The sequence below is a fragment of the Leifsonia sp. Y878 genome (assembly GCF_057669685.1).
This window is the reverse complement of record NZ_JBYHFS010000001.1, coordinates 338,925-361,789: the sequence shown is the minus strand read 5'-3', so window position 1 is coordinate 361,789 and position 22,865 is coordinate 338,925. Positions and strand designations below refer to the sequence as shown.

Here is a 22,865-nt window from a genome sequence, read left to right as displayed (position 1 = left end):
AGAACTTATCCACAGAGCGGATGGCCAACGAACGCCGACGAGACACGAGGACAGGCTCGTTGCCCGTACACTAGAACGGCACTCGCGGGAGTGGTGAAATTGGCAGACACGCAGGATTTAGGATCCTGTGCTTTCGAGCGTGGGGGTTCAAGTCCCCTCTCCCGCACTGGGGTAGTGATAAGGCCAGAAAAGCCTGCACGGCGCGACGCTGTTAGGTTAGCATTGCCTTACATTCCCCTTCGAAGACTGGTGCTGTGATGACCTCGACTCTTGCCGCTGAACCCGTAGATCTTGCCGATCTCATTCGATCCGGCTCGAGCGAGCAGCACAAAAGCACAGAGAATCGCACCTTCATCACGCAGCTGATGCGTGGCGAGTTGTCGTTGGCTGACTACACCCGGTACCTGGCACAGTACGGCTGGGTGTACGAAGCGCTGGAGAACCTGGTCGCGCAGATCGATGGCTACGAGCTGTTCGACGCCCGCCTGTCCCGTCTCGCATCGATTGAAAATGACCTGGCTGCTCTCGGCGCCGCAGATTGGCGCGTCAGCCACCGACCGCTGCCGGCAACGGCTGCCTACGTCGCACACCTGAACAGCCTGGGCGCAGACGACGGGCTCGAATGCCTCGCGCACCACTACACGCGCTACCTCGGCGACCTGTCGGGTGGGCAGGCCATTTCTCGCCTCGTCACACGCCACTATGGCGCTACGCCAGAGCAGCTCACCTTCTTCACGTTCACCGACATCGGCGACATCGTGCCCTACAAGCGCGCCTACCGCGATGGCATGAACGCGCTGACGCTCGATCAGGGCGAGATCGACGTGCTCGTACGCGAGGTTGACGCTGCCTTCTCGTTCAACGGCGCAATCTTCGACGAACTGGCGGGATAGCGAGATGGTTCGTGCCTCCGCCCTCGATGGGCAACTGGCCGACATCTTCGCCCACTCAGGGGCGATCCTGTTCTACCTGCTCGTCTGGGGCCTGGTCTTTGCGGGCACGGCTCTCTTCCTCGGGGTCTTCATCCCGTTCATCACGGGAGATTCACTCCTCTTCGCCTCCGGCCTCGTCGCGGCATCTTCAGACAACCTCAACATCGTGATCCTTGCCGTCGGCACAGGCATCGCCGCGTTCCTCGGCGACCAGGTCGGTTTCCTGCTCGGACGCCGGTACGGCCGGGGCTACCTCGACCGCCGCGGAGGGAGACGAACGGCCCTCGCCGTTGTCAAAACCGAATCGTTCTATCGCAAGTACGGATGGTGGTCAGTCGTGATCGCCCGATTCATGCCATGGGCTCGCGTGCTCGTTCCCGTCGTCGCCGGTGTCGGCCGGATGAACTACTACAAATTCCTCACGAGCAACCTCGTGGGAGCGCTCGCCTGGGGCGTCGGCCTCACGCTGGTTGGCTATTACGCAGCGTCAATTCCCGGCGTGAAAAGTGCGGCATATGTCATTGCTGGTATATTCATCGCGGCGTCCATCGTTTTCGGAATTCGCACCTGGCGGGCAGACAGAGCCGAACAGAAGAAAATAGCTGCTGAACAGTAAGAAACTCACGGCACTTCTGGAGGCTAGCCCCCCTCTGCGAGTCCGACCAACACGTTAGCCTTGGAGAACCGCAGCGATCATCGCCACAGCTCTGACTTGACCGCGTCCACTGGAGATTCCCCCTTGGTTAATACCGCATTGATCCCTTGGCTAGACCCGGAACTGATTATTCAATCCGCCGGGCCATGGGCGCTCCTCATCGTTTGCGCGATCGTCTTTGCTGAGACCGGGCTCCTGGTCGGATTCCTGCTCCCTGGTGACACCCTGCTGGTGATCACGGGGCTCCTCACTGGCACACTTATCAACATTGATATCTGGTGGGTCTGCCTGGCCATCGGGTTCGCTGCATTCCTCGGCGGAGAAGTCGGCTACCTGATCGGCCACAAGCTCGGCCCGAAGGTCTTCGAACGAAAAGAATCCGGCATCTTCAGCGTTGCCAATGTGAGACGCACCAACGCATTCTTCACGCGCTTCGGTGGTCTCGCGGTCGTCCTGGCCCGTTTCGTTCCGATCGTGCGCACCTTCGCTCCGGTTGCGGCCGGCGTCGGCCACATGAATTACCGCAAGTACTCGATCTACAACTTCATCGGCGCGATGGTCTGGGGAGCAGGCCTCACCTACGCCGGATACCTCCTGAACAACATTCCGCCCGTCGCTGACTTCGTCAAGGAGTACATCGACATCATTCTGCTCGGCGCCGTCTTCATCACTTTGATTCCCACGGTGATTCACTACGTGCAGTCCAGTCTCAAGGCCCGTCATGCGGCAAAGAGCGGCGTCGTACACGGTGAAGACCTCGCGCTCGACCCCGACGTCTTCAACGCGCCGCACCCCGACGCCAAGCCAGAGGCGTAACAAGAGTCAGCGGATGCCGCTCACGCACCGTCAGGCGTGCGAGTGCTCCTCGTGGCCAGCATGCTCAGCCGGCTCAAGCTGGAACGTCGAGTGATCGACGTCGAAGTGCTCTGACAGGCATCCGCCCAATTGATCGAGCAGGCGGCCCGCGCCACCGGAGTTAAGGACGCCGGGTTCAACGACCACATGCGCGGTGAAGACGTGCGCGCCAGAGGTGATGGCCCAGACGTGCACATCGTGCACGGCCACGACGCCAGGAGTTTCCAGGATGTGGCTGCGGATCTGTGCCACATCGGTGTCGGCAGGCGCTGCCTCGCTCAACACCCGAACGGCATCCCGCAGCAGCGAGTACGCCCGCGGCGCGATCATGAGGGCGATGAGGAGCGAGGCGATCGAGTCGGCCTGCTGGAAGCCGGTGGTGAGAATGATCACGGCCGCAACGATGACGGCAAGAGAGCCGAGGGCGTCGCCCAGCACTTCGAGGTACGCGCCCCGCATGTTGATCGAGTGGGAGGCGGCTGGGCGCAGCAGCAGCAGGGCTGCGATGTTGGCGACCAGACCAACCACAGCGACGATCAGCATCGGCCCGCCGTGCACCTCCCCCGGTGCCGCTGAAGTCAGCCGGATGACGGCACCGACCACGACGGACACGGCAACGCCGATGAGGATCAACCCGTTGATCAAAGCGCCGAACACCTCGGCGCGCTGATAGCCGAACGTCTGCCGATCAGTCGCCGGCCTGGCCGCAACAATGGTGGCGATGAGGGCGATGATCAACCCAGCCAGGTCGGAGAACATGTGGCCGGCATCCGCCAGCAACGCCAGGGAACCGGTCAACCATGCACCGACGACCTCGATGACAAGCACGAACGCCACAATGGCGATCACGATCACCAGACGCCGGCGATTCGTCTGCGTGCCGTGGCTGTGATCGTGACCCATACTTCAACGGTACGGGGGCCGGCGAACAATCGCCAGCGCCCCACACAGTTGGGAATGAGTGCCGTTCTCAGCAGCGCTTCAGCGAGCGGCCAACTCCTGCACGATCGGGATGAGCTTCTCGAAGGCGATAGCCCGGTGGCTGGTGCTGTTCTTGACGGCCGGATCCATTTCGGCGGCTGATACGTCTGATCCGTCTGGGTGGAAGATCGGGTCGTAGCCGAAGCCGTGCGTGCCCGCGGTCTCTCGCAGGATGCGGCCAGGCCACTTCCCCGTCACCGCGTGTTCGGCGCCGTCAGGGGTAGCCAGGGCTGCAACGCAGGTGAAGTGCGCTGCACGATGCTCGTCGCCCATGTCGCTCAGCTGCCAGAGCAGCAGTTCGAGGTTCTCAGTGGCATCCCTGGCCGGACCGGCCCAGCGCGCAGAGAAGATGCCGGGGGAACCACCGAGAACATCGACGCAGATACCAGAGTCGTCAGCGATGGCGGGCAGCCCCGTGTGCGCCGCAGCGGCACGGGCCTTGATCAGCGCGTTCTCCGTGAACGTGGCACCGTTCTCCACTGGCTCAGGTCCGTCATAGGCCAGCACCTCGATGCCGGGGAGCTGAGGCTCCAGAATTCGACGCAGCTCCTCCACCTTGTGCTGGTTGTGGGTGGCGAGAACGATTTTGACCATGGTTACGCCCCGAGCGCCTTCTTCTGGAACTCGGTCAGGGTCACGGCTCCCCCGAGAGCCAGGTCGAGGAGCGAGTCGAGCTCGCGGCGGTCGAATGGCGCGCCCTCTGCGGTGCCCTGCACCTCGACGAACAGTCCACGGCCGGTGACGACGACGTTCATGTCGGTTTCGGCGCGCACGTCTTCAACGTAGGCGAGGTCAAGCATGGGCGAGCCGTCGATGATGCCGACGGAGACAGCGGCAACGCTGTCGATGAGCGGAACGGCCTTCTGGCCGATGAACTTCTTCTGGCGACCCCACTCCAGCGCGTCGGCCAGGGCAACGTATGCGCCGGTGATCGCAGCGGTGCGCGTGCCACCGTCGGCCTGCAGCACGTCGCAGTCGATCACAATGGTGTTCTCGCCGAGCGCCTTCATGTCGACGACAGCGCGCAGGCTGCGGCCGATGAGGCGGCTGATCTCGTGCGTACGGCCACCGATCTTGCCACGCACCGACTCGCGGTCCATGCGGTCGTTGGTCGAGCGGGGCAGCATCGAGTATTCAGCCGTCACCCAGCCCTTGCCCTTGCCGGCCATCCAGCGCGGAACGCCGTTGGTGAACGATGCGGTGCACAGCACCTTGGTGCGGCCGAACGAGATGAGGGCAGACCCTTCGGCCTGGTCGCTCCAGCCACGTTCGATGGTGATGGGACGCAGCTCGTCGTTGGTGCGTCCGTCTGAGCGCAGGGTGTCGGTCACGAATTCTCCTTGGTGAGTGATGGGTTCGATGCGGTGCGGTGCGACAGCGCACCAAGATTCAGGGCGCCCGTGTGCACGAGGTCGACCCGCGAGACTTCTGGGCCGATCAGGCGGTGGGCCAGGCGGAGGAAGTCAGCTTCGCTGCTGCCCGTCGCTTCGTAGCGGTAGCTGGGAGGGGTGGATGCCGTGCGCAGCATGCCCTGGCTGACCAGAACGCGGTAGACATCGTTGGCGGTCTCCGTGTCGCTCGAGACCAGCGTCACGTCTTCCCCCATGACGTAGGAGAGCACGCCCTTCAGGAACGGATAGTGCGTGCAGCCGAGGACGAGCGTGTCGACGCCGGCATCCTGGAGCGGCGCGAGGTACTCGGCCGCAACGGCGAGGACCTCGTCACCCGTGGTCACACCAGCCTCAACGAACTCCACGAACCGCGGGCACGACTGCGTGAACAATGACAGGTCGGTCGCGGCGGCGAAGGCATCTTCGTATGCGCGGGACTTGACGGTGCCGACCGTGCCGATCACGCCGACGCGCTTATTGCGCGTCGTGGCCACCGCTCGTCGAACGGCTGGCTGGATGACCTCGATCACAGGAACGCTGTAGCGTTCGCGCGCGTCACGCAGCATTGCAGCGGATGCCGTGTTGCACGCAATCACGAGCATCTTGACGTCTTGCGCGACCAGGTCATCGAGCACATCGAGCGCGTACTTGCGCACGGTCGCGATCTTCTTGGGCCCATAAGGAGAGTGAGCCGTATCGCCGATATAGAGAATCGATTCGTTCGGCAGCTGGTCCTTGATGGCCCTGGCCACCGTCAGGCCGCCTACGCCGGAGTCGAAGATTCCAATCGGTGCATCCGTCACGTCACAAGCTTAGCCGCGCGGGTGGCTAGGCTTTCTCCTGTGACCGCACCTTCCTCCGCACTTCGCACCGACCGCTACGAACTCACGATGGTGGATGCCGCCATCCAGAGCGGCACCGCCGATCGCGACTGCATGTTCGAAGCCTTCGCCAGACGCCTCCCAGATGGGCGACGCTACGGCGTCTTAGCCGGCACCGGTCGGCTGCTGGAACTGATCACCCAGTTCAGATTCACGGATGACGAGATCACCTGGCTGCAGGACAACTCTGTTGTGCGCCAGCCCACTCTCGACTGGCTCGCCAACTACTCCTTCAGTGGCGACGTGTGGGGGTACCAGGAGGGCGAGGTCTACTTCCCCGGCTCTCCCCTGTTCCTCGTCGAAGGAACGTTTGCTGAGGGCGTCATCCTTGAGACGCTCATCCTGAGCGTCCTCAACTACGACACCTCTGTCGCCAGCGCCGCGGCGCGCATGGTGTCGGTGGCCCTCGACCGTCCGATCGCGGAGATGGGCTCGCGACGCACCAGCGAATACTCGGCCGTCGCCGCAGCGCGTGCCGCGTACATCGCCGGCTTCGCAGCGACCAGCAACATGGAAGCAGGTCGGGCATGGGGCATCCCCACCATGGGCACAGCCGCACACTCCTTCACGCTGCTGCACGACACAGAAGCTGACGCGTTCAGGGCCCAGGTCGCCGCATTCGGCCCTGAGACCACGCTGCTGGTCGACACCTACAACATCGAAAACGGCATCTCGCTGGCCGTCGAGGTCGCTGGCCCCCAGCTGGGCGCCATCCGGATCGACTCCGGCGACCTGCCAACCGTTGTCGCAGCGGCCAGGCGCCAACTCGACGAACTGGGCGCCGTCAACACCACCATCACGGTGACCAGTGACCTGGACGAGTACTCGATTGCTGCCCTGTCGGGGTCGCCGGTCAACGCGTTCGGCGTTGGAACATCCGTCGTAACTGGTTCAGGATCCCCCGCCGCCGGAATGGTCTACAAGCTGGTCGCGCACACCAACGACAACGGGGACTGGGTCTCCGTCGCCAAGACGTCAGCGTCGAAGGCATCCGTTGGCGGTCGGAAGAATGCGGTCAGGCGCCTCGACTCGTCGGGCATCGCCCGCGAGGAGATCGTGCTGCTCGGCGATGGGCCGATGGGAGAGCCAGAAGCGATTGACGACGGAAACGAACGCCGCCTGCTCGTCCCGCTCATCACCTCTGGCGTCGTTGATGACCAGTACCTGGGCATCGCGGGAACCGAACGCGCTCGCGCGCATCACGCGCTGGCGATGCAGGAACTGCCCATCCAGGCGTTCCGACTTGGTCACGGCGACCCCGTGATTCCCACCAGCTACCGGTAGTAGTCAGTAGCCGCAAGCGGCGAACGAGGCTGCATCTCGCGGCGATCGGTGCGTGCGTCGCCAATACAGGAACCATTACCGAAGAGAGCGCGATCCGTCCTGTTTTCGACGACACATGGCCGATTCATCCTGTATTCGCGACCACGCCGTACTCGTGACGCCTCGAACCGCAGCGTTGGCCAGCGACGGCGGCCGCAGGACCGGTCGCGCATCTCTCGAGCCTCTCGAACGGATGCGCGTGGGTTGGCTCGCGTAGGCGTCTATCCGCTCGCTGCTACTCACTCCGCGAGAGCGCCGAGCGACTTCTCAATCGACGAGGGGCACGCGAGGCAGGTCACTGGGCGTGGACGCTGAGCGGCACCTCACTCGACGAGGGGAAACCGATCCTCAACGACCACGGGCAAGCAGTTACGGCTTCATGTTTTCGAAGATTGACTTGCACGTCGGGCACACTGGGAACTTCTCCGGGTCGCGGCCCGGCAGCCACTTCTTGCCGCACAGCGCTTTGACGGGCTTACCCGTGATGGCCGATTCGAGGATCTTGTCCTTCGGCACATAGTGCGAGAAACGCTCGTGGTCGCCCGGCTCGATCTGCTCCTGGTTCAGGAGTTCTTCCAGTTCGCGGTCAAGCGTCGACGTTCCCCCACCTGGCTGGCCTGGGTCTGCAATGCTCGCACGGAATTGTTCAGTCATACGCCTAGTCTAATTCGGTCTGGCGCACCCGTGCTTCGCCTGCGCTGTGAGTTAGGCACGGAGAGCGGAAGACAGCATCTCCGGGCCGCGCCGCTCGAACGTCACTGCCCCGAGCCAAATACCGCCGGTAAGCGCAAGAACACCGATTCCGACACCGGAATACAGTGCGGGGAAATACCACACCGGGTCAACGAGCAGGCCAAGAAGAGCGAACGCGATGACGGGCAGCGACACCACGACGGAGCCGATAAAGCTGACCGACTGGATGAGAGCGGATGCGGTGTCTGATGACTGCGGTTGCGCGAAGGGGCTGTCGCCCGGCTTGGCCACGGGGTACGGGAAGCGGGCTGAGGTGTAGCTGGAGAATCCGCAGCCGGCCAAGAGGATGCAGGTGCTGACTCCGAGCATGGCCGGCAGCGCGGCCCAGTCTCCGTATGCCCACATGCTCAACACTGTGCCGATACCGATCAACGGGATGCCCACCAGGAGTGCGGGGATGGCGCGCCCGATACGGTCGGGCACGCCACGGGCGCCCGACACGATGTGCAACCAGATCGCCGTGTTGTCGTAGGCGACGTCATTGTGCATGGCCCAGCCGAGGAACACGCACATCAGGGGAACCGGCACCAGCGCAAGGGCATCGGTTGGTACCCCGGCGATCGCCAGCGGCACGATCGCCAGAACAGGCACGACAGGAATCATGATGAGCGACACCCAGTAGCGGGAGTCCCTGCCCCAGTAGGTCAGGCTCCGCGCCGCAATCGCGCCGACGGAGTTGGCTGGCATCCGGTCGAACCAGCCGAGGCCTCCGTACTGCTTGATCTGTGCTTCACGCTCCGGCGTGACGAGCATACGAGCGACGAGGCCTTGCCAGGCCAGCCACAGTAGGTACATCGTGGCCGATGCGATGACCAGGCGCAGGAGTGCCAGTCCCCAGTCGCCGTTCGCGGCATCCGCTGGAACAGCCCAGGCCGCGCCGAGCGGAGTCCAGCCGAGAATCGCTGCCAGCCCCTCGAGCAGGTCGAGTCCGTAGCGCGTCCAGTCCATGGTGAGCACAACGATGATGGCCGGGGAGATGACGACGAGCAGCAGAAGCCCGAGGATGCCGGTGAACTCCCGCGAGCGGCGAGTTGCGAGCAGGAAGGCGGCCATGGAGGTACTCACCCTGGACGCCAGCATGCACGTTGCCAACAGCAGCGCCGCGGCGATGATGGCGAGAAGCGTCTCGCCAATGCCCCGAGACCAGGTGAACACGCTGCCAAGCAGCACGATGGTCAGGGCGATTGCGGGAATGCCGATCACCGACGAGAGCGCAAGGCCAAATGACAGCGTGCGATTCGGAATCGCCAGGAGCGAGAACGACCGAGGATCCATGGAGTCGTCGACGCCGAAGATCAACGGCAGCACGATGAACCCGAGCACGACAAGCGAACCGCCCACGATCATGGCGTTTCGAACCAGCTCAATGTCACCGATGAATCGAAGGCCGATCAGCACCGCAGCGAGTCCGACCGAAACTGCCAGCGCGTAGAGCAAGCCGACAACGAGCCCCACGATTTGCCAGGGACTACGTCGGAACAGGTTTGCGAGCAGCCGGAGTTTTAGTCCGAAAAACTGTGCAACCATTCCATACCTTCCGCTACCTTGCGCCCGCCGGCGAGTTCCACGAATCGATCTTCCAGCGACATCTCGCCACGAACCTCATCGATAGTCCCCGACGCGAGGACGCGCCCCTGGACGATGATCGCGACACGATCACACACTCGCTGGATCATGTCCATGCCGTGGCTGGAGAGCACAACAGTGCCCCCGCTTGCGACGTATTTCTGCAGGATCTCCGTGACGTTCACCGCGGAGACCGGGTCGACTGATTCGAACGGCTCGTCGAGGATCAGCACTCGCGGGGAGTGGATCATGGCGCAGGCCAGTGCGATCTTCTTCGTCATACCGGCGGAATAGTCTGCGACCAACCGGTTCAACGCGTCTTCCAAGCCGAAGGCCGCAGCCAGGTCGGCAGAACGAGCGCGAACGGTGTCATTGTCGATCCCCCGCAGAACGCCGGAGTAGTACAGCAACTGTGCACCGGTGAGGCGGTCGAACAACCGAAGGCGGTCAGGCAGCACACCAATAATGCGCTTTGCCGCGATCGGATCAGACCACACATCGATACCGTTCACGTTGATCGACCCTGAATCCGGGCGCAGCAGCCCGGTGATCATGGACAACGTCGTGGTCTTTCCGGCGCCGTTCGGTCCGACGATCCCGTAGAACGATCCGGCCTGGACCTCAATATCGATCCCGTCGACGGCCAGATTCTGCCCGAAGCTCTTCGTCAGGTTCGACACCGACAGCACCACGGGGTTGTTGTTCACAGCGGGCACGCCGGCGACGGGCACAGCAATCGCCGACGACGTATCGGTCGGCGGTGTCGTCTTGCGCGGCTGCTTTGCCGTCTTGGTCTTTTTCGCCGGAGCGGATGCCGGAGCCGGAGCGGATGCCGGCGTTGTAGCGACGAGAGCAGGCAAGACCTCTGTCACCTGGGCGGCCACAACAGCAGCGGATGCCGGAGCAGGGGCTTCTGCGTGTGCCAGCGCCTGCGTGAATGCGGCGTCTGCGGCGCGTGCGCGTTCGGCTCGTTCTGCAGCCTCCGCGACATCTGCGAGCCGGGCAGCTTCAGCAAGTTGGGCAGCTTCCGCGGCCTGGGCCTCGTGAGCTGTGGCCTTGGCCTGCGCCGCAGCCTCTGCCTGGGCGGCCTCGGCCTCGGCAGTCGCGGCCGCCAGACCGGCGGCTGCACGCGCAGCAGCGGCGCGCTCTGCGGCAGCCTTCGACGCTGCAGCCCTGGCGGCCGTTCGCTGAGCGGCGGCCTCCCGTGCTGCGGCAGTCTTGGCTGCGGCAGCGGCTCGCGCCTGCGTGGTCGTCGGGCGCTTCGGGCGTTCGGGCGTGGCTTGAGTGACAGCGGCTGCCGTCGTGGGCGCCGACTCTGCTGACGCGTCGGCAGGTACGGGAGTCGCTGCCGGGGCCGACTTCTTCTCAGAGAGCACGCTCGCCCCCTCAACCAGGGCTGCAGCGCTCTGTGCTGGGGTCGCCTTGGGCTTGCGGGCCGCAGCAGGCTGACGCTCGGTCGTCTGACGCGGAGCGGCTGTCTTTCGAACCGGCGGCTTTCGGGCCGGAGGCGTTCGTGGAGTCACCGGAGCTGCCGTGGCTGACCCAGTGGGCGCCCCCTTGGCTACCTCAGTGGCTACCTCAGTGGCTGCCTCCGCGGCTGCCTCGGTTGACTCAGCGGCCGACGCGGCGGCCGCAGCACCAGCTGCTGGCGCGCTCGGCTTCCTGGCTGCCGTCGCCTTCGGCGCGGCAGCCTTTCGCGTCACAGGCTTTCGGGCAGGCGGAGTGCGCGGAGCCCTGCTGGCTGACGATGAGTTGGATGAAGTGTCCGTTTTGTGCTCCCCCCGAGCAGTCAAAGCTGTGGTGTCCGCCCCCGCGGATATCCGTCCTGACGCCTCATCCTGCAGAGGCTTGTCAGGTGACGATGAACCGATGGCAGCATCATCCGGTTTGGCGCGAGTCGCGTCATCTGGCTGAAAGGGCGGCGGTACAGAAGTCACCTCGCTAACCTACCAAGGACGACACCGTTGCGGCGGGTCAGAAAGTAAGCCTGCCGGTTCCCTGTGAATACGCAGGGTGAACGATCACAGCTTGGTCACGTCGACACGCCCGCCTTTCCCCCCGTCAGGGAGGCAAGTTACAATCAAAATGGCATAACGATGTGTCTGCACGTGAACTTATGGGTAAACGGAAGACAAACTCACAAAAATTGAGCGCGTCTTGCGATTCTCACCCAGGATTTATTGAGGAGATATTCGTGACCACTCAGGTAGTCATTCTTGCCGCAGGAATGGGCAGCCGTCTCGGCCGCTCATTGCCGAAGCCGCTGACCGAACTGGCCGACGGCCGCACAATCATGAAGCAGCAGTTCGACAACATCCACCACGCCTTTGGCAACGCCGCCAAGGCAACAATTGTTGTCGGCTACAAGCTCGAGCACATCATCGAGGCATTCCCAGAGGCATCGTTCGTGTACAACGAGCAGTACGACCAGACGAACACCTCGAAGAGCCTGATGCGTGCCCTTCAGGCATCGACCTCAGGTGGTGTCCTGTGGATGAACGGTGACGTGGTCTTCGACCCCGCCGTGCTCGACCGTGCCGCGGCCATGATGTCCCGCGACCAGTCATTCGTCACCGTGAACACCTCCAAGGTCTCCGACGAAGAAGTGAAGTACACCACGAGCGCAGAGGGCTACATCAAAGAGCTCTCCAAGACCGTCAAGGGCGGACTCGGCGAAGCCGTTGGCATCAACTACATCTCGAGCGCCGACAAGGCAGTCCTGCTGCATCACCTCACCAAGGTGGCAGACCAGGACTACTTCGAGCGCGGCCTTGAGCTTGCGATCGAGCAGAACCACATCCTCGTGGAGCCCGTCGACATCTCTGACCTGTACGCCGTTGAGGTCGACTTCGCTGAAGACCTCGAGCGCGCCAACCTCTACGTCTAGCACGTGACGCCTAGCAATTGATCGCCCCGTTCAACCGCTCTGGTCCAGAGCGGATGCTGCTGTGCAATGAGCGCGGCCGTGCGCCTCTACGATGGGTGTCGTGAGTAACTACACCGAAGTGCGGCCGGAGCAACGCACGCCGTTCGCTCGATATCGGCATTCGCTGTGGCTGCTCACGCAGCGTGACCTGCGTGTTCGCTACTCGACGTCGGTACTGGGCTATTTCTGGTCGATCCTTGATCCGCTTGTCATGGCGGGCATCTACTGGTTCGTCTTCACCCAGGTCTTCCAGCGCACCGTCGGCAACGACCCGTACATCGTCTTCCTGTTGTCGGCTCTGCTGCCGTGGATGTGGTTCAACGGGACAGTGGCTGACAGCACGCGCGCATTCCTGCGCGAGGCGAAGCTCATCCGCTCGACGCGCATTCCGCGCACGATTTGGGTGAACAGGCTCGTTCTCTCCAAGGGCATCGAGTTCGTGGCTTCACTGCCGGTGCTCCTGCTGTTCGCCTGGATCTACGGCGCGCAGATCAACGCTGACGTGCTCTACTTCCCGCTCGCGATCATCATTCAGGCTGCACTGACCGCGGGCGTCGGCCTCATCGTCGCGCCGCTGGTGGTGTTCTTCCGCGATCTTGAGCGCGCGGTGAAACTCATTCTTCGATTCTTGTTCTACGCGTCGCCCATCATCTACGGAACGAGCGACCTCCCTGAGCAACTGCATTTCTGGGCGGCATTCAACCCGCTCAGCGGGATCTTCAGCCTCTACCGGGCGGCGTTCTTCCCTGATCAGCTGGACTGGTTCGTGGTAGGTGTTGGCGCTGTGATCTCCTTCGCCTTCCTCGGTATAGGACTTCTCGTCTTCTCGCGCACCGAGCGCGCCGTCTTGAAGGAGATCTAACGATGGCGCCGGTAATCACATTGACGGATGTCGGCATCCGCTTCCGCCGCAACAGGCGCGGACGCCGAACCTTCAAGGACCTCTTCGCCGGAAGCAAACGGCGCAGTCGGCCCGGCGAGTTCTGGGCGCTTCGCAACGTCTCCTTCAGCGTCGAGCGCGGCGAAGCAATCGGCGTCGTCGGCCGCAATGGCCAGGGCAAGTCGACGCTGTTGAAGCTGGTCACCGGCGTTGTGCTCCCCGATGAGGGCACCGTCAAGGTCGACGAGGGCGTCGCACCCCTGATCGAGATCACCGGCGGGTTCGTCGACGATCTGAGCGTGCGAGACAACGTCTTCCTGACCGCAGGACTCCACGGGATGACCAAGAAGCAGATCGAGTCGCGTTTCGACGACATCATCGATTTCGCTGAGATCGGCGATTTCATCGATACGCCGTATAAGCACCTCTCCAGCGGCATGAAGGTTCGCATCGCGTTCGCCGTGATTTCGCGTCTGGAAGAGCCGATCATCCTCGTTGACGAAGTGCTCGCCGTTGGCGACAAGGCCTTCCGCGAAAAGTGCTACCGCCGGATTGAGGAGCTTCTCGCCGGCGGTCGGACGCTGTTCTTCGTCTCACACAACGAGCGTGATCTCCGCCGGTTCTGCACCCGAGGCCTGTACCTCGACAAGGGCGCCCTCGTGCTGGACGCCCCCATCACCGAGGTGCTGGCGAAATACAACGAGGACTACGGCGTCACGCCGGCCAAGGCTTAGGTGCGAGACGGGGTTGGCGCGCGAGCGTCATCCCGGGTGGGCGGCAGGTGCTCAGCGGTGAAATCGGCGAGCAGCTCGCTGGGCTCCATCCCCAGCACCACAGCCAGGCGGATCAACGTATGGAACGTTGGGTTGCCGTTGCCCCTGTCGATGCGCGCATAGTTCGATACGTTGATGCCGGCCAGATGAGCCACCGTCTCCTGGTTGAGATCGAGCGCCAATCTCCGCTGCCTCATACGGATTCCCAGCATTCGCGAAGCCTCTGACCTCTGAACCGACATGTCGTCCCCCCACCATTGGCGTCACCGTGCTGTACATATAGCCACAGCAGGACGGTTTCAACAACGATCACGGCGCACCTTTTTTCTCGCAGCAGCCCAGCACGTAAACTCGGATCATGGCCAGGAAAAGCAAACCGCTCATTTCCCCGAGTGGCGGAGCACCGCTCGGCGGAGACATGCCGACAGGCTTCGTCAAAGGCTTTGATCGCTACATAGCCGTGCAGCGACCGGCCGTGCTGGCGTACATCCGCGGGCTCCGTCGCCGTCACCCCGATGCGTCGCCCACACAGCTCATCAGGATCCTGGAACGCCGGTACCTCGCGACAGTGACCACCGGTGGCGCGACTGTGGGAGCGACCGCGGTTATCCCCGGCGTCGGCACCGGAATCACCCTCGCGCTGTCCGGCGTCGAAACCGCGGGCTTCCTGGAAGCCACAGCCCTGTTCGCCCAATCCATCAGCGAGGTCCATGGCCTGGCCGTCGATGATCCAGATCGTGCCCGCGCACTCGTCATGGCGATGATGCTCGGCCGCGAGGGATCAGACCTCGTGCGCCAGCTGGCCGGTCAGGTGCAGGGCATTGGCGTCGGGCGCAGCTCATACTGGGGCGAACTCGTCACGTCTAATATGCCGCGCGCCATCATGGGGCCGCTCACCGACCGCCTCCGGAAGTCTTTCATCAAGCAGTTCACCGCCAAGGGCAGCGTCAGCTTCATCGGAAAGGCCATCCCTTTCGGTGTCGGAGCTGTGATCGGCGGCGGTGGTAACCACATCCTGGGTAAGCGGGTCGTGCACTCGTCCCGCCTCGCCTTCGGCGCCGCACCCGGCTACTTCCGGACAGAACTCGATCCGGTGGCGCGAGTCGTGCGTGTTCGTAGCGCATCACGCGGAGCGGCGCAGACAAACCAGGCCAACATCGTCGGAGCCACGACCCGGCGGCTGACGGCCATCGGGTCAGGGATGCTGAACGCCGTTCCCAAGGTCAAGCCGGGAGCACTGATGCACTCCATTCGGCATCCGCGCACGGCACAGAGCACCGATAAGCCCGGCACTCCCCCGGAGCTTCCCCCTGGAGACGGTTCGGGTCAGACGCCCTGATCCTCGTCTTCGAGGGCCGCGTGCTCCTCGATCACACCATCACCGGCGTGGATGGCGGCGTTGCGGTCCCATTCGGTCATGAGGCGCTCAACTGCAGCGTGGAAGCGCCGGGTGGCGACGCCAGGAGACGTATCACCGAAGTAGTGCTCGACCCAGCGGTGGAGACGCGACTGCACGGCGTCGTCGTGGGTCAGCGTGTCCAGCGCTCCTGCGATCCCCGCGGCCGCATCGGCTGTCAGCCACTCACAGTCTGAGAGATAGCCACTCGTGTCGATCTCGGCGCCCGGGTTCAGCGGTCGCGTGATCATGAGGGGCTTGCCGACGGCGAGGCGGTCGTAAACCATAGCCGAGATATCGACGATCGCGACATCCGCTGCCGCGAGCTGCCAGCCCAGGGAAGGGCCGTGGTCGTAAATGTGCTTCGCGGAAGGGTCGCGAACGTTGGCCGCTTCGATGGCCGCGATGATGCGCTTGTTCGCCGCACCGTATTCAGGGTTGATGACACCGCTACGAGGGTGCGGCCGGTAGATCACGCGGTGTCTGCCGGTCGCCAGCAGGGCCGAGACGAGCGCAACGCCGTGGGTTGCAATGGAGCCGTACGCGGCCGCAGCCCTGTCGCCTTCCCAGGTGGGGGCATAGAGGATGACCTGACGCTCATCGGGCGTGTACGGCAGGGGGTCGCCATAGTAATAGTCGGCCTGTGGGCGGCCGATCTCGATGGCGCGTTTGTCGAAGTCATAGTCCCACAGCACCCGGTTCAGGCGTGACAGCGCTGCGTCACCCGCGACGAAGGAATAGTCGTATGCCTTGAATTGGTTCGTGGTCATGTACATCTTGTCGCTCTCACCATGGTTGATGAAAACGTGCCAGCGGCGCCCGTAGCGCATCATCTGGAAGTTGCGGGTGTTCTGGTTGACGTAGAGGACGATGCGGATGTCCTGCTCTTCAAGCACGCGCTCCAGGTCGTTGACCTTGCGCACGTAGGCGACAGGAACGGGTGACTCCTTCAGGAGTGCGAGGGCTCCACCGCCCGAACGGCTCAGGATGAGCACCGGCCAGCGCTCCGCGAGTTTGGCGAGCGGCTTGTACCACTGGCGCAGCTGATACAGGTTGACGGGGCCATCAGCAAAGTAGACTGCCACCTTGAAGTGCTTCCGGGGCAGCGGTATACGCTCTGCCAGGGTGCTGTTCAGCGCGCGCTGCGCTTTTCTCGAGGATCTGACATCCCTGACTAATTTGAGTGCACGTCTAATGTCATTGCTGATACCCACGGTCCAAGGTTACAGATCGACTTCGTGCCACTCTGGGGATCTGCCCCGAATTGGGTATACCGGTAGTGAATCGTTAGACGATAGGGGGCCGACCGGCTACGGTCATCCGCCACACCGTTCGCCACGACATGGGCTTGCGAACACCAGGATCCGTTGCCCAGCCTTCGCGCCATCCGCTGAACCATGCGCGGAGAGCAGGCATGTTGCGCGCCCATCGCAACACCTGGATTCCGGTCCACGACCCGACATACACCGGAACCAAGATGGCTGGCAGGTTGCGCCTGGCCAGCCAGACGCGGTTTCGGGCATTCAGCCGGTAGTAGTCAGCGTGGCGCGTGGGCTGGATGACCGGGTGGTTGGCTTCCAGGTCGCCCGCATACCAAGCGCGGAGGCCCAGGTCCCAGACGCGCCAGGCCAGTTCGATGCCTTCATGGGCGTAGAAGAACGGTTCGGCCCAACCGCCCGTTGCGTCGAAGACCGCGCGGGGCAGGATGACCGCCCCTTCCCACACGGAGAAGACGGGGCTGGAGTGCGTCGCCTCCCCCTTGCGAATGCGGGGAATCCAACGCCGTGGCGAGGTGAGCCCTGACGGGTCGACGACGCGAGGCTGAAGCAATCCGATCGACCGATCGCGGCGCAGCTGCGCGATCGCTCTGCTGAGGAACGCGGGGTCTGGGATGCTGGCATCGTCGTCGAGGAAGAAGATGAATTCGCCTGTGACAGCCTCAACGCCGCGGTTGCGGCCGGCAGGAATTCCGAGGTTCTCCGGCAGGCCAAGCGCACGTACGCCGGCAGGCAGGCCCGTTGGCTGCCAGCCGTTGCCGACGCACACGACGTCGAGGTGCACACCGGTCTGGCCCAGAATGCTCCGGATGGCGCGATCAAGGTCGTCAGGCCGCGTGCCCTGGGTCAGCAGGACAACGCCGACGGTGGGCGCCGGATGCAGCGACGAGTGTTCGGTCGACACGTTAGGAACGAACCCGCTTGGACGCCATGATCGCCACGAAGTGACCGATGAGCGCCAGGAACGCCAAGGGAACAAGCGCGATGAGCACAACGCGGTCGACCTCAGGCTGACCGACGAAGAGCCCGACAACGGCGGCGAGGAAGATGATGATCGTCATCTCGACCGAGTGGTACAGGCGGTGGAACGGCACAAAGCGCGCCACACGCTTCAGCGTGGCAAGCGCGCTAGAGGTGAGCGCCTTCTCACCGTGCGTGTCAGCAAGCTTGGTGAGACCCGCGTTCGCACGGGCGACGTGCACCATGTCGTTGAGCGCCTTGTTAAGCACGATGATGAGCGCGAGCAGCAGTCCGAGGGTGGTCCACAGGTAATCTGCCGGCGCCTCGAACGGATACGCTGCCGCGCGGATTCCGAGCGCAATGGGGATCAGCGCTTCGGTCGAGTAGTGCCCCACCTTGTCGAGGAAGACACCGGCCGGTGACGATGTGCGGCGCCATCTGGCCACCTCACCATCGCAGCAGTCAACGAGCATCTGCAGCTGGCCGAGCACCAGGGCGAGCAGCGCACCCCAGATGCCGGGGATCAGCAGCGCGGCGGCCGTAGACCACCCGACCAGAATCATGATCGCCGTCACTCCGTTGGCAGAGATCCGCGTCTTCAGGAACAGCCAGGTGAGGTATGGCGAGATATCGCGCAGGTAGAGCGATGCCGTCCAGTGCTCGGCGTTGGCCCGCAATCTCACCTCTGGCGGCTGTGCCACTCTGCGCAATTCGGCGATCGACGAAGGGCGAGTGGGCAGGGCGCCTGAAGGGGCTGGCGTACCGTGCGTCATGGTCATCTTCCTGTGTGGGCAGTGATGTTGCTGGTGAGTTTCAGGTACCCGAGGATGAACCCGAGACCCCAGCAAAAATGAATGCAGGGCAACACTACGAGAAACCATAGCGAAGCACGAAACCCGTCTGGCCGCGAAACGGCAATCGTGGCCGCGATGACGAACACGAGGTAGACGGCCGGTATGGCCAGGCCGAGCAACAGCCAGGGCTGCGCGCCCGCGATGGCCTGGCCGACGCCGATGATGCCGAGGAGAACACCCAGGATCACACCGGCAACCATGGCAGGAGGGATGAAGTAGCGGATGCCGTTATCAGCGGGAAAACGTCGCGCGAGTTCGCCGCGCCAGAGCCCGGTCGACAGCATCTGGCGGGCGAGCCTGGACAGGCTGGGTCGCGGGCGATACGTGACCTTCAGCTCCGGGGTGAACCACACGGTGCCGCCGGATTCACGCAGTCGGCGATTGAGTTCCCAGTCCTGGCCGCGCTTGATGCCCTCGTCGAACAACCCGACCTTGACGATGCTTTCCCTGCGGAAGCACCCCAGGTAAACCGTCTCCGATTCGCCTTCCTTGCCGCCGACATGGAGCGGGGTGCCACCGAGGCCGACCCGGGTGCCGTAGGCGCGAGCAACCGCCTTCTGGAACGGGCTGGTGCCCTGGGCGTCCATGATGCCGCCGACGTTGTCAGCCCCAGTGCGCTGCAGTGTCTCCACGGCGATGCGTGCGTAGTTCTTCGGAAGGACGGAGTGGGCATCCACTCGGATGATCACGGGATACGTCGAGGCGCGGATCGCGGCGTTCAGCCCGGCCGGCGTTGAGCCGACGTCATTGGGCACGATGTGGATGCGCGGATCGACAGCAGCCATCTCTTCGAGCAGCTCTGTGGTGCCGTCAATGCTCGGGCCGAGGGCCAGCGTGACTTCGAACGGGCCGTCATAGTCCTGCTGAAGCAGGCTATCGACGGCGGCTCGAACGTGGGTGACTTCGTTGAGTACCGGCATCACGTAGGAGACACCAATAAGCAGTTCGTCTCCGGATGAGTGCACCAGGTAGGCCATCTTTCCACTTGTTGAGGAGGTCGATAGAGCCTATCAGTCGCAGGATTTGAGTCCACTCGACGGCACTAACGGTGAAACGACACTGCACCGCCGACGGGAAGTCGGCGGTGCAGTGGTGGTGGAGCGGTGCGGTGCGGTGGTGCAGAGTTCGGTGGAAGGCCGAGAGTGTTAGCTGGTCAGTTCGCCCACCGTCACGGAGACAGTCGTTGATGTGCCGCTGCGTACATACGTGAGGTCGGCGGTTCCGCCGGCAGCAAGCGATCGAACCTGCGCGGTGAGGTCGTTGGCATCCGTGATCGGCACACCATTGAAATTGGTGATGACGTCACCAGCCTTGAGCCCGGCCTTGGCCGCAGCACCTCCGGAGACGACCTCGTTGATGAGTGCGCCCACCGTGGAGCTGTCGGCTGCGCTGGCAGCGTTGCCCACCGTTGCGCCGAGGAGACCGTGGGTCGCCTTGCCGCTTGCGATGATCTCGTCAGACACGCGCTTGGCGAGGTTCGACGGAAGTGCGAAGCCGACACCGATGTTGCCGGCTGTGCTTGACGTCTCGCTCGCGTTGGCGATCGCGACATTGATGCCGATGAGCTCACCCTTGCTGTTCAGCAGGGCTCCACCGGAGTTACCGGGGTTGATTGCGGCATCCGTTTGGATGACGGGGAGCGAAACGCTGCCCTGAGTCGTCGACGGTGTCTGGGTCTGGCCGTTGCCACCCTGGTCGAAGTAGTAGTCGAACGGGCTCTGGGTGCCCTGGTCTGGCGTCGTGGCGTCCGGCGTGGTCGGTGCGGCTGACGAGGCAACGGTGATGCTGCGGTTCAGCGCGCTGACGATGCCGTTGGTGACGGTGCCGGCGAGGCCGAGGGGCGCTCCGATGGCGACGGTGGTCTCTCCGACGTTGAGCTTGCTCGAGTCGGCCCATTCGATCGGGGTCAGACCCGATGCGTCGGTGAGCTTGAGGACGGCGAGGTCTGAGATCGGGTCGGTTCCGACGATTGTGGCGGCGTAGATCTTGCCGTCGTTGGTCGTGACCTGCACTGTCGGGTCGCTGACTTCACCATCAAGAGTGGCGACGTGGGTGTTGGTGAGGACGTAGCCGTCGTCTGTGAGGATCACGCCTGAACCGGTGCCGGCCGACTGTCCGCTCGTCACGTTGATGGTGACGACACTCGGTGAGGCTTTGGCGGCAACTGCGGTGATCTCGTTGACGCTCGTGGTGTCGTTGACGACGACGTTGGCTGGACCCTGCGCCTGGCTCACCGGGATACCGGTGGTCTGGTTTCCGGCAACGGCGTAGACACCGGCGCCGGAGACACCACCGATGATGGCCGCGATAGCGAGTGCGGCAACGAGTGCGGCGGTCTTGCGCTTGGCCGGGTCTTTGTGAGCTGGCGTGGTGGCCGACGGCAGCCCGTCGGCTGTGGCGTATGCCTGCGGGGCAGCGTGTGGAGCGTATCCGTGACCGGCAGCATCGCCTGCAGTGAGTGGGCGGCCGAATGCATCGGTCGGGTACGCGGCGGTCTGCGCCGTGGGAAGCGGAGCCGCGGTCGGGGCCTCAGCGCCAGAAGTGAGTGCGGGCGTTGGGGTGGCTGCTGACGGTGCTGCGTGCGACGGTGCCGCGTGAGACGCGGCCACGGGCGCTCCGGCGGCGGGTGGAATGACCTCGGTCACTGCCGTGCCGCCAGGCGCCGGGGTGCTGTTGGACTCGGGGGCAACGGTGGCTGGCACCTGTACGGCTGCTGGCACCTCTGCGGCGGCTGGGACCTCTGCGGTAGCCGCGGTGTCTGCGGTCGGAGTGACCGGGTTCGTGCTGGGAGCGACGGCCTGGCCGTCGGAAGTGACCGCGAAAGCCGAGCCCTCGGTCGGCGGGATCGGGGTGGTACCGGCTTCGTTCTCTTTGTCAGTCATGGTTGCTCCTTCCAAGCGAGATCAGCTTCCATCCCAAACCTGTGCGTTTGATGAGGACAGTCTGAGAGCACTCAATGACAAAGCTGCGATCTTGCCCGGTGTTCTGACGAGCCGGATCTCAACAGCCGGGACCCCGCGGATTTCGGGTGCATTCCTGGCCGACCAACACTGTCTTGGCGTCTCCTGTCACCGCATTGAGCGGTGCTGCTGACACGACGAGCGTACCTTGAACGCCTCTCCATGTCTGATCGGCGAAGCGGTACTCGGCCGAGTACTCGACGCCCAGGGTGACGAGCATCACTCCGCGGGATTCGTAGACGTGACTCGTGGCGGTGGCAGAGAACTCCGGCAACCCCTGCGCCGCCCACGATGACCCACCGCCTGCCGAGCGGCTGCTGTGGCCGTCACCGTAGTCCCAGCGATAACCGACGGGCGAGAAGCGAACCTCAGCCGGATAGCCGAGCAGAGACCCAGACTTCACGTTCACGGATGCCGTGGCGAAGAAATTCACCGGCAAGCCGATGACCGCCCAGCCGCTGGGTTCCATGGCCAGCGAGGGAAGCGCACTACGGAAATTCACCAGGTCGCTGACTCGGACGACCAGGTTCGGATCACACGGAGTACCCGGCACACAATTGATCGTGTAGTCGTCGCGCACGATCGTCAGGGGCGGGGTGTCGGTTCCGGTGCCGACTCCCCCGCCGTCTGCTGAGACGCCGCCCGCAGAATCGTCGCCCGACCCGGAACCAGAGGCACCACCTCCCGAGGAGGTGTCATAGCCGGCACTCACGTCGACGCCGCCGCCGTTAGCGATTTCACCTGTTGACTTGGGTGGGCAATTCCCCAATTGTTGCTCAAGCACGCTACACGGCAGTTCGGAAGCGACCGCATTCGCGGTGCCACCGCCCAACAAAGTTAGAGCCGTCACAAACAGCGGGATGAGGACTTTCCTTAGCATGATTCGCTTCTCGTCCATACTGTTCTAGAGCTGACAACGAGCAAGTTATCTTCATCAAGCGCAAATACCACTTCAAACGGTGTTCTATCGGTTCGTCCACTTTTCACCACCGATTCTCCGTCTTTGTCGACAATGTCGACTTGGGAGACATCAGAGCACAGGTAGACCGAAACAGAGTCCTCACCACGCACGGCGTTTGGTTCGAAGCTCTGTAGCGCGACACTATCGAAACTGCTGAGTCCCACGCTTCGCAACCCCTCACGCTGAGCACGCTCAAAACTCTCAATTTCAGATGATGCGAGCTCAGTCGAGGCAACCGCCGCGATGCGTGATGGGTCATGCCCTCCTTCGGAGAGTATGCGATCAGCAAGTTCTTGATACGCGGCATAAGCCTCCGTGGCCGCGGCGAGCGCCTCCTCCTCGGTGGCGAACACGGGCGCAACGGTGGGTGCCGCAGAAGTGGGCGCCGGCTGCGGTGACGACGCGCATCCGCTCAATATGACGGCGGCAAGCAGCACGAGGACACCGCTCAAGGCCCGCGCATCTGCAATCCGCATGGGGCCACGGTAGGGCAGATTGGGCCCGCGTGGTCGAATCTTTCCACAGGGACTGAGATCCACCG

Annotated in this window: 23 protein-coding genes and 1 tRNA gene; 9 read left to right on the top strand and 15 right to left on the bottom strand. The window is 63.5% G+C overall.

Annotation, left to right across the window (positions count from 1 at the left end):
* Window positions 1-84 precede the first annotated feature (84 nt).
* The 4 genes from AC25Y4_RS01625 (at window position 85) to AC25Y4_RS01610 (ending at window position 2,403) form a co-directional block, all read left to right on the top strand.
* Window positions 85-166: transfer RNA gene (locus AC25Y4_RS01625), tRNA-Leu, on the top strand.
* 91 nt (window positions 167-257) lie between these two features.
* Window positions 258-893 carry a biliverdin-producing heme oxygenase gene (locus AC25Y4_RS01620; protein ID WP_488119509.1) on the top strand — a complete coding sequence of 212 codons (636 nt, stop codon included), beginning with the start codon at window positions 258-260 and terminating at the stop codon, window positions 891-893.
* Between the two features lie 4 nt (window positions 894-897).
* Window positions 898-1,548: a DedA family protein gene (locus AC25Y4_RS01615; RefSeq protein ID WP_488118620.1), complete on the top strand. Its 651-nt coding sequence runs from the start codon at window positions 898-900 to the stop codon at window positions 1,546-1,548.
* A 123-nt stretch (window positions 1,549-1,671) separates the two neighbouring features.
* Window positions 1,672-2,403, top strand: a complete 732-nt coding sequence (locus tag AC25Y4_RS01610; RefSeq protein WP_488118619.1) for a DedA family protein — start codon at window positions 1,672-1,674, stop codon at window positions 2,401-2,403.
* A gap of 30 nt (window positions 2,404-2,433) precedes the next feature.
* On the opposite strand, the gene AC25Y4_RS01605 is transcribed toward AC25Y4_RS01610, so the two are convergent.
* From AC25Y4_RS01605 to murI, 4 genes are all read right to left on the bottom strand, one after another.
* Window positions 2,434-3,345 carry a cation diffusion facilitator family transporter gene (locus tag AC25Y4_RS01605; protein WP_488118618.1) on the bottom strand — a complete coding sequence of 304 codons (912 nt, stop codon included), beginning with the start codon at window positions 3,343-3,345 and terminating at the stop codon, window positions 2,434-2,436.
* Window positions 3,346-3,423: 78 nt separating this feature from the next.
* Complete coding sequence (gene rdgB / locus AC25Y4_RS01600) at window positions 3,424-4,017, bottom strand: RdgB/HAM1 family non-canonical purine NTP pyrophosphatase (protein ID WP_488118617.1); 594 nt, start codon at window positions 4,015-4,017, stop codon at window positions 3,424-3,426.
* Between the two features lie 2 nt (window positions 4,018-4,019).
* Window positions 4,020-4,754 (bottom strand): ribonuclease PH, encoded by a 735-nt coding sequence (rph, locus tag AC25Y4_RS01595; RefSeq protein WP_488118616.1) that lies wholly within the window; start codon window positions 4,752-4,754, stop codon window positions 4,020-4,022.
* A complete protein-coding gene (murI, locus tag AC25Y4_RS01590; protein WP_488118615.1) occupies window positions 4,751-5,617 on the bottom strand; it encodes a glutamate racemase in 867 nt (288 codons plus the stop codon). The genes rph and murI overlap by 4 nt, the downstream gene beginning before the upstream one ends.
* Before the next feature lie 39 nt (window positions 5,618-5,656).
* On the opposite strand from murI, the gene AC25Y4_RS01585 reads away from it, so the two are divergent.
* Window positions 5,657-6,979 carry a nicotinate phosphoribosyltransferase gene (locus AC25Y4_RS01585; protein ID WP_488118614.1) on the top strand — a complete coding sequence of 441 codons (1,323 nt, stop codon included), beginning with the start codon at window positions 5,657-5,659 and terminating at the stop codon, window positions 6,977-6,979.
* 408 nt (window positions 6,980-7,387) lie between these two features.
* On the opposite strand, the gene AC25Y4_RS01580 is transcribed toward AC25Y4_RS01585, so the two are convergent.
* Genes AC25Y4_RS01580 through AC25Y4_RS01570 form a run of 3 tightly spaced genes read right to left on the bottom strand, consistent with a single transcriptional unit; the run spans window position 7,388 to window position 11,040 of the window.
* On the bottom strand, window positions 7,388-7,672 hold the full coding sequence (locus AC25Y4_RS01580) for a DUF3039 domain-containing protein (RefSeq protein ID WP_488118613.1): 285 nt from the start codon (window positions 7,670-7,672) through the stop codon (window positions 7,388-7,390).
* Between the two features lie 51 nt (window positions 7,673-7,723).
* A complete protein-coding gene (locus AC25Y4_RS01575; protein WP_488118612.1) occupies window positions 7,724-9,298 on the bottom strand; it encodes a hypothetical protein in 1,575 nt (524 codons plus the stop codon).
* Window positions 9,274-11,040, bottom strand: a complete 1,767-nt coding sequence (locus AC25Y4_RS01570) for an ABC transporter ATP-binding protein (RefSeq protein WP_488118611.1) — start codon at window positions 11,038-11,040, stop codon at window positions 9,274-9,276. The genes AC25Y4_RS01575 and AC25Y4_RS01570 overlap by 25 nt, the downstream gene beginning before the upstream one ends.
* Before the next feature lie 491 nt (window positions 11,041-11,531).
* On the opposite strand from AC25Y4_RS01570, the gene AC25Y4_RS01565 reads away from it, so the two are divergent.
* The 3 genes from AC25Y4_RS01565 to AC25Y4_RS01555 all read left to right on the top strand — a co-directional run bounded on the left by AC25Y4_RS01565 (window position 11,532) and on the right by AC25Y4_RS01555 (window position 13,877).
* A complete protein-coding gene (locus AC25Y4_RS01565) occupies window positions 11,532-12,224 on the top strand; it encodes a phosphocholine cytidylyltransferase family protein (RefSeq protein WP_488118610.1) in 693 nt (230 codons plus the stop codon).
* A gap of 100 nt (window positions 12,225-12,324) precedes the next feature.
* Window positions 12,325-13,125, top strand: a complete 801-nt coding sequence (locus tag AC25Y4_RS01560) for an ABC transporter permease (RefSeq protein WP_488118609.1) — start codon at window positions 12,325-12,327, stop codon at window positions 13,123-13,125.
* 2 nt (window positions 13,126-13,127) lie between these two features.
* Window positions 13,128-13,877, top strand: coding sequence for an ABC transporter ATP-binding protein (locus AC25Y4_RS01555; RefSeq protein ID WP_488118608.1), 750 nt, complete (start codon window positions 13,128-13,130; stop codon window positions 13,875-13,877).
* Here the strand turns inward: AC25Y4_RS01555 and AC25Y4_RS01550 are convergent.
* Window positions 13,874-14,128 carry a helix-turn-helix domain-containing protein gene (locus AC25Y4_RS01550; protein ID WP_488118607.1) on the bottom strand — a complete coding sequence of 85 codons (255 nt, stop codon included), beginning with the start codon at window positions 14,126-14,128 and terminating at the stop codon, window positions 13,874-13,876. The genes AC25Y4_RS01555 and AC25Y4_RS01550 overlap by 4 nt on opposite strands.
* A gap of 146 nt (window positions 14,129-14,274) precedes the next feature.
* Between AC25Y4_RS01550 and AC25Y4_RS01545 the strand changes: the two genes are divergently transcribed.
* Window positions 14,275-15,255: a hypothetical protein gene (locus AC25Y4_RS01545; protein WP_488118606.1), complete on the top strand. Its 981-nt coding sequence runs from the start codon at window positions 14,275-14,277 to the stop codon at window positions 15,253-15,255.
* On the opposite strand, the gene AC25Y4_RS01540 is transcribed toward AC25Y4_RS01545, so the two are convergent.
* The 7 genes from AC25Y4_RS01540 to AC25Y4_RS01510 all read right to left on the bottom strand — a co-directional run bounded on the left by AC25Y4_RS01540 (window position 15,243) and on the right by AC25Y4_RS01510 (window position 22,800).
* A complete protein-coding gene (locus AC25Y4_RS01540) occupies window positions 15,243-16,526 on the bottom strand; it encodes a CDP-glycerol glycerophosphotransferase family protein (protein WP_488118605.1) in 1,284 nt (427 codons plus the stop codon). The genes AC25Y4_RS01545 and AC25Y4_RS01540 overlap by 13 nt on opposite strands.
* 73 nt (window positions 16,527-16,599) lie before the next feature.
* A complete protein-coding gene (locus AC25Y4_RS01535) occupies window positions 16,600-17,493 on the bottom strand; it encodes a glycosyltransferase family 2 protein (protein WP_488118604.1) in 894 nt (297 codons plus the stop codon).
* A 1-nt stretch (window position 17,494) separates the two neighbouring features.
* The gene (locus AC25Y4_RS01530) at window positions 17,495-18,322 is read right to left on the bottom strand and encodes a CDP-alcohol phosphatidyltransferase family protein (protein ID WP_488118603.1); all 828 of its coding nucleotides are present in this window, start codon (window positions 18,320-18,322) and stop codon (window positions 17,495-17,497) included.
* A 2-nt stretch (window positions 18,323-18,324) separates the two neighbouring features.
* Window positions 18,325-19,380 carry a glycosyltransferase family 2 protein gene (locus AC25Y4_RS01525; RefSeq protein WP_488118602.1) on the bottom strand — a complete coding sequence of 352 codons (1,056 nt, stop codon included), beginning with the start codon at window positions 19,378-19,380 and terminating at the stop codon, window positions 18,325-18,327.
* Window positions 19,381-19,548: 168 nt separating this feature from the next.
* On the bottom strand, window positions 19,549-21,285 hold the full coding sequence (locus AC25Y4_RS01520) for a S1C family serine protease (protein WP_488118601.1): 1,737 nt from the start codon (window positions 21,283-21,285) through the stop codon (window positions 19,549-19,551).
* A gap of 118 nt (window positions 21,286-21,403) precedes the next feature.
* Window positions 21,404-22,075: a PKD domain-containing protein gene (locus AC25Y4_RS01515; protein WP_488118600.1), complete on the bottom strand. Its 672-nt coding sequence runs from the start codon at window positions 22,073-22,075 to the stop codon at window positions 21,404-21,406.
* Between the two features lie 161 nt (window positions 22,076-22,236).
* Complete coding sequence (locus AC25Y4_RS01510) at window positions 22,237-22,800, bottom strand: hypothetical protein (RefSeq protein WP_488118599.1); 564 nt, start codon at window positions 22,798-22,800, stop codon at window positions 22,237-22,239.
* Between the last annotated feature and the right edge of the window lie 65 nt (window positions 22,801-22,865).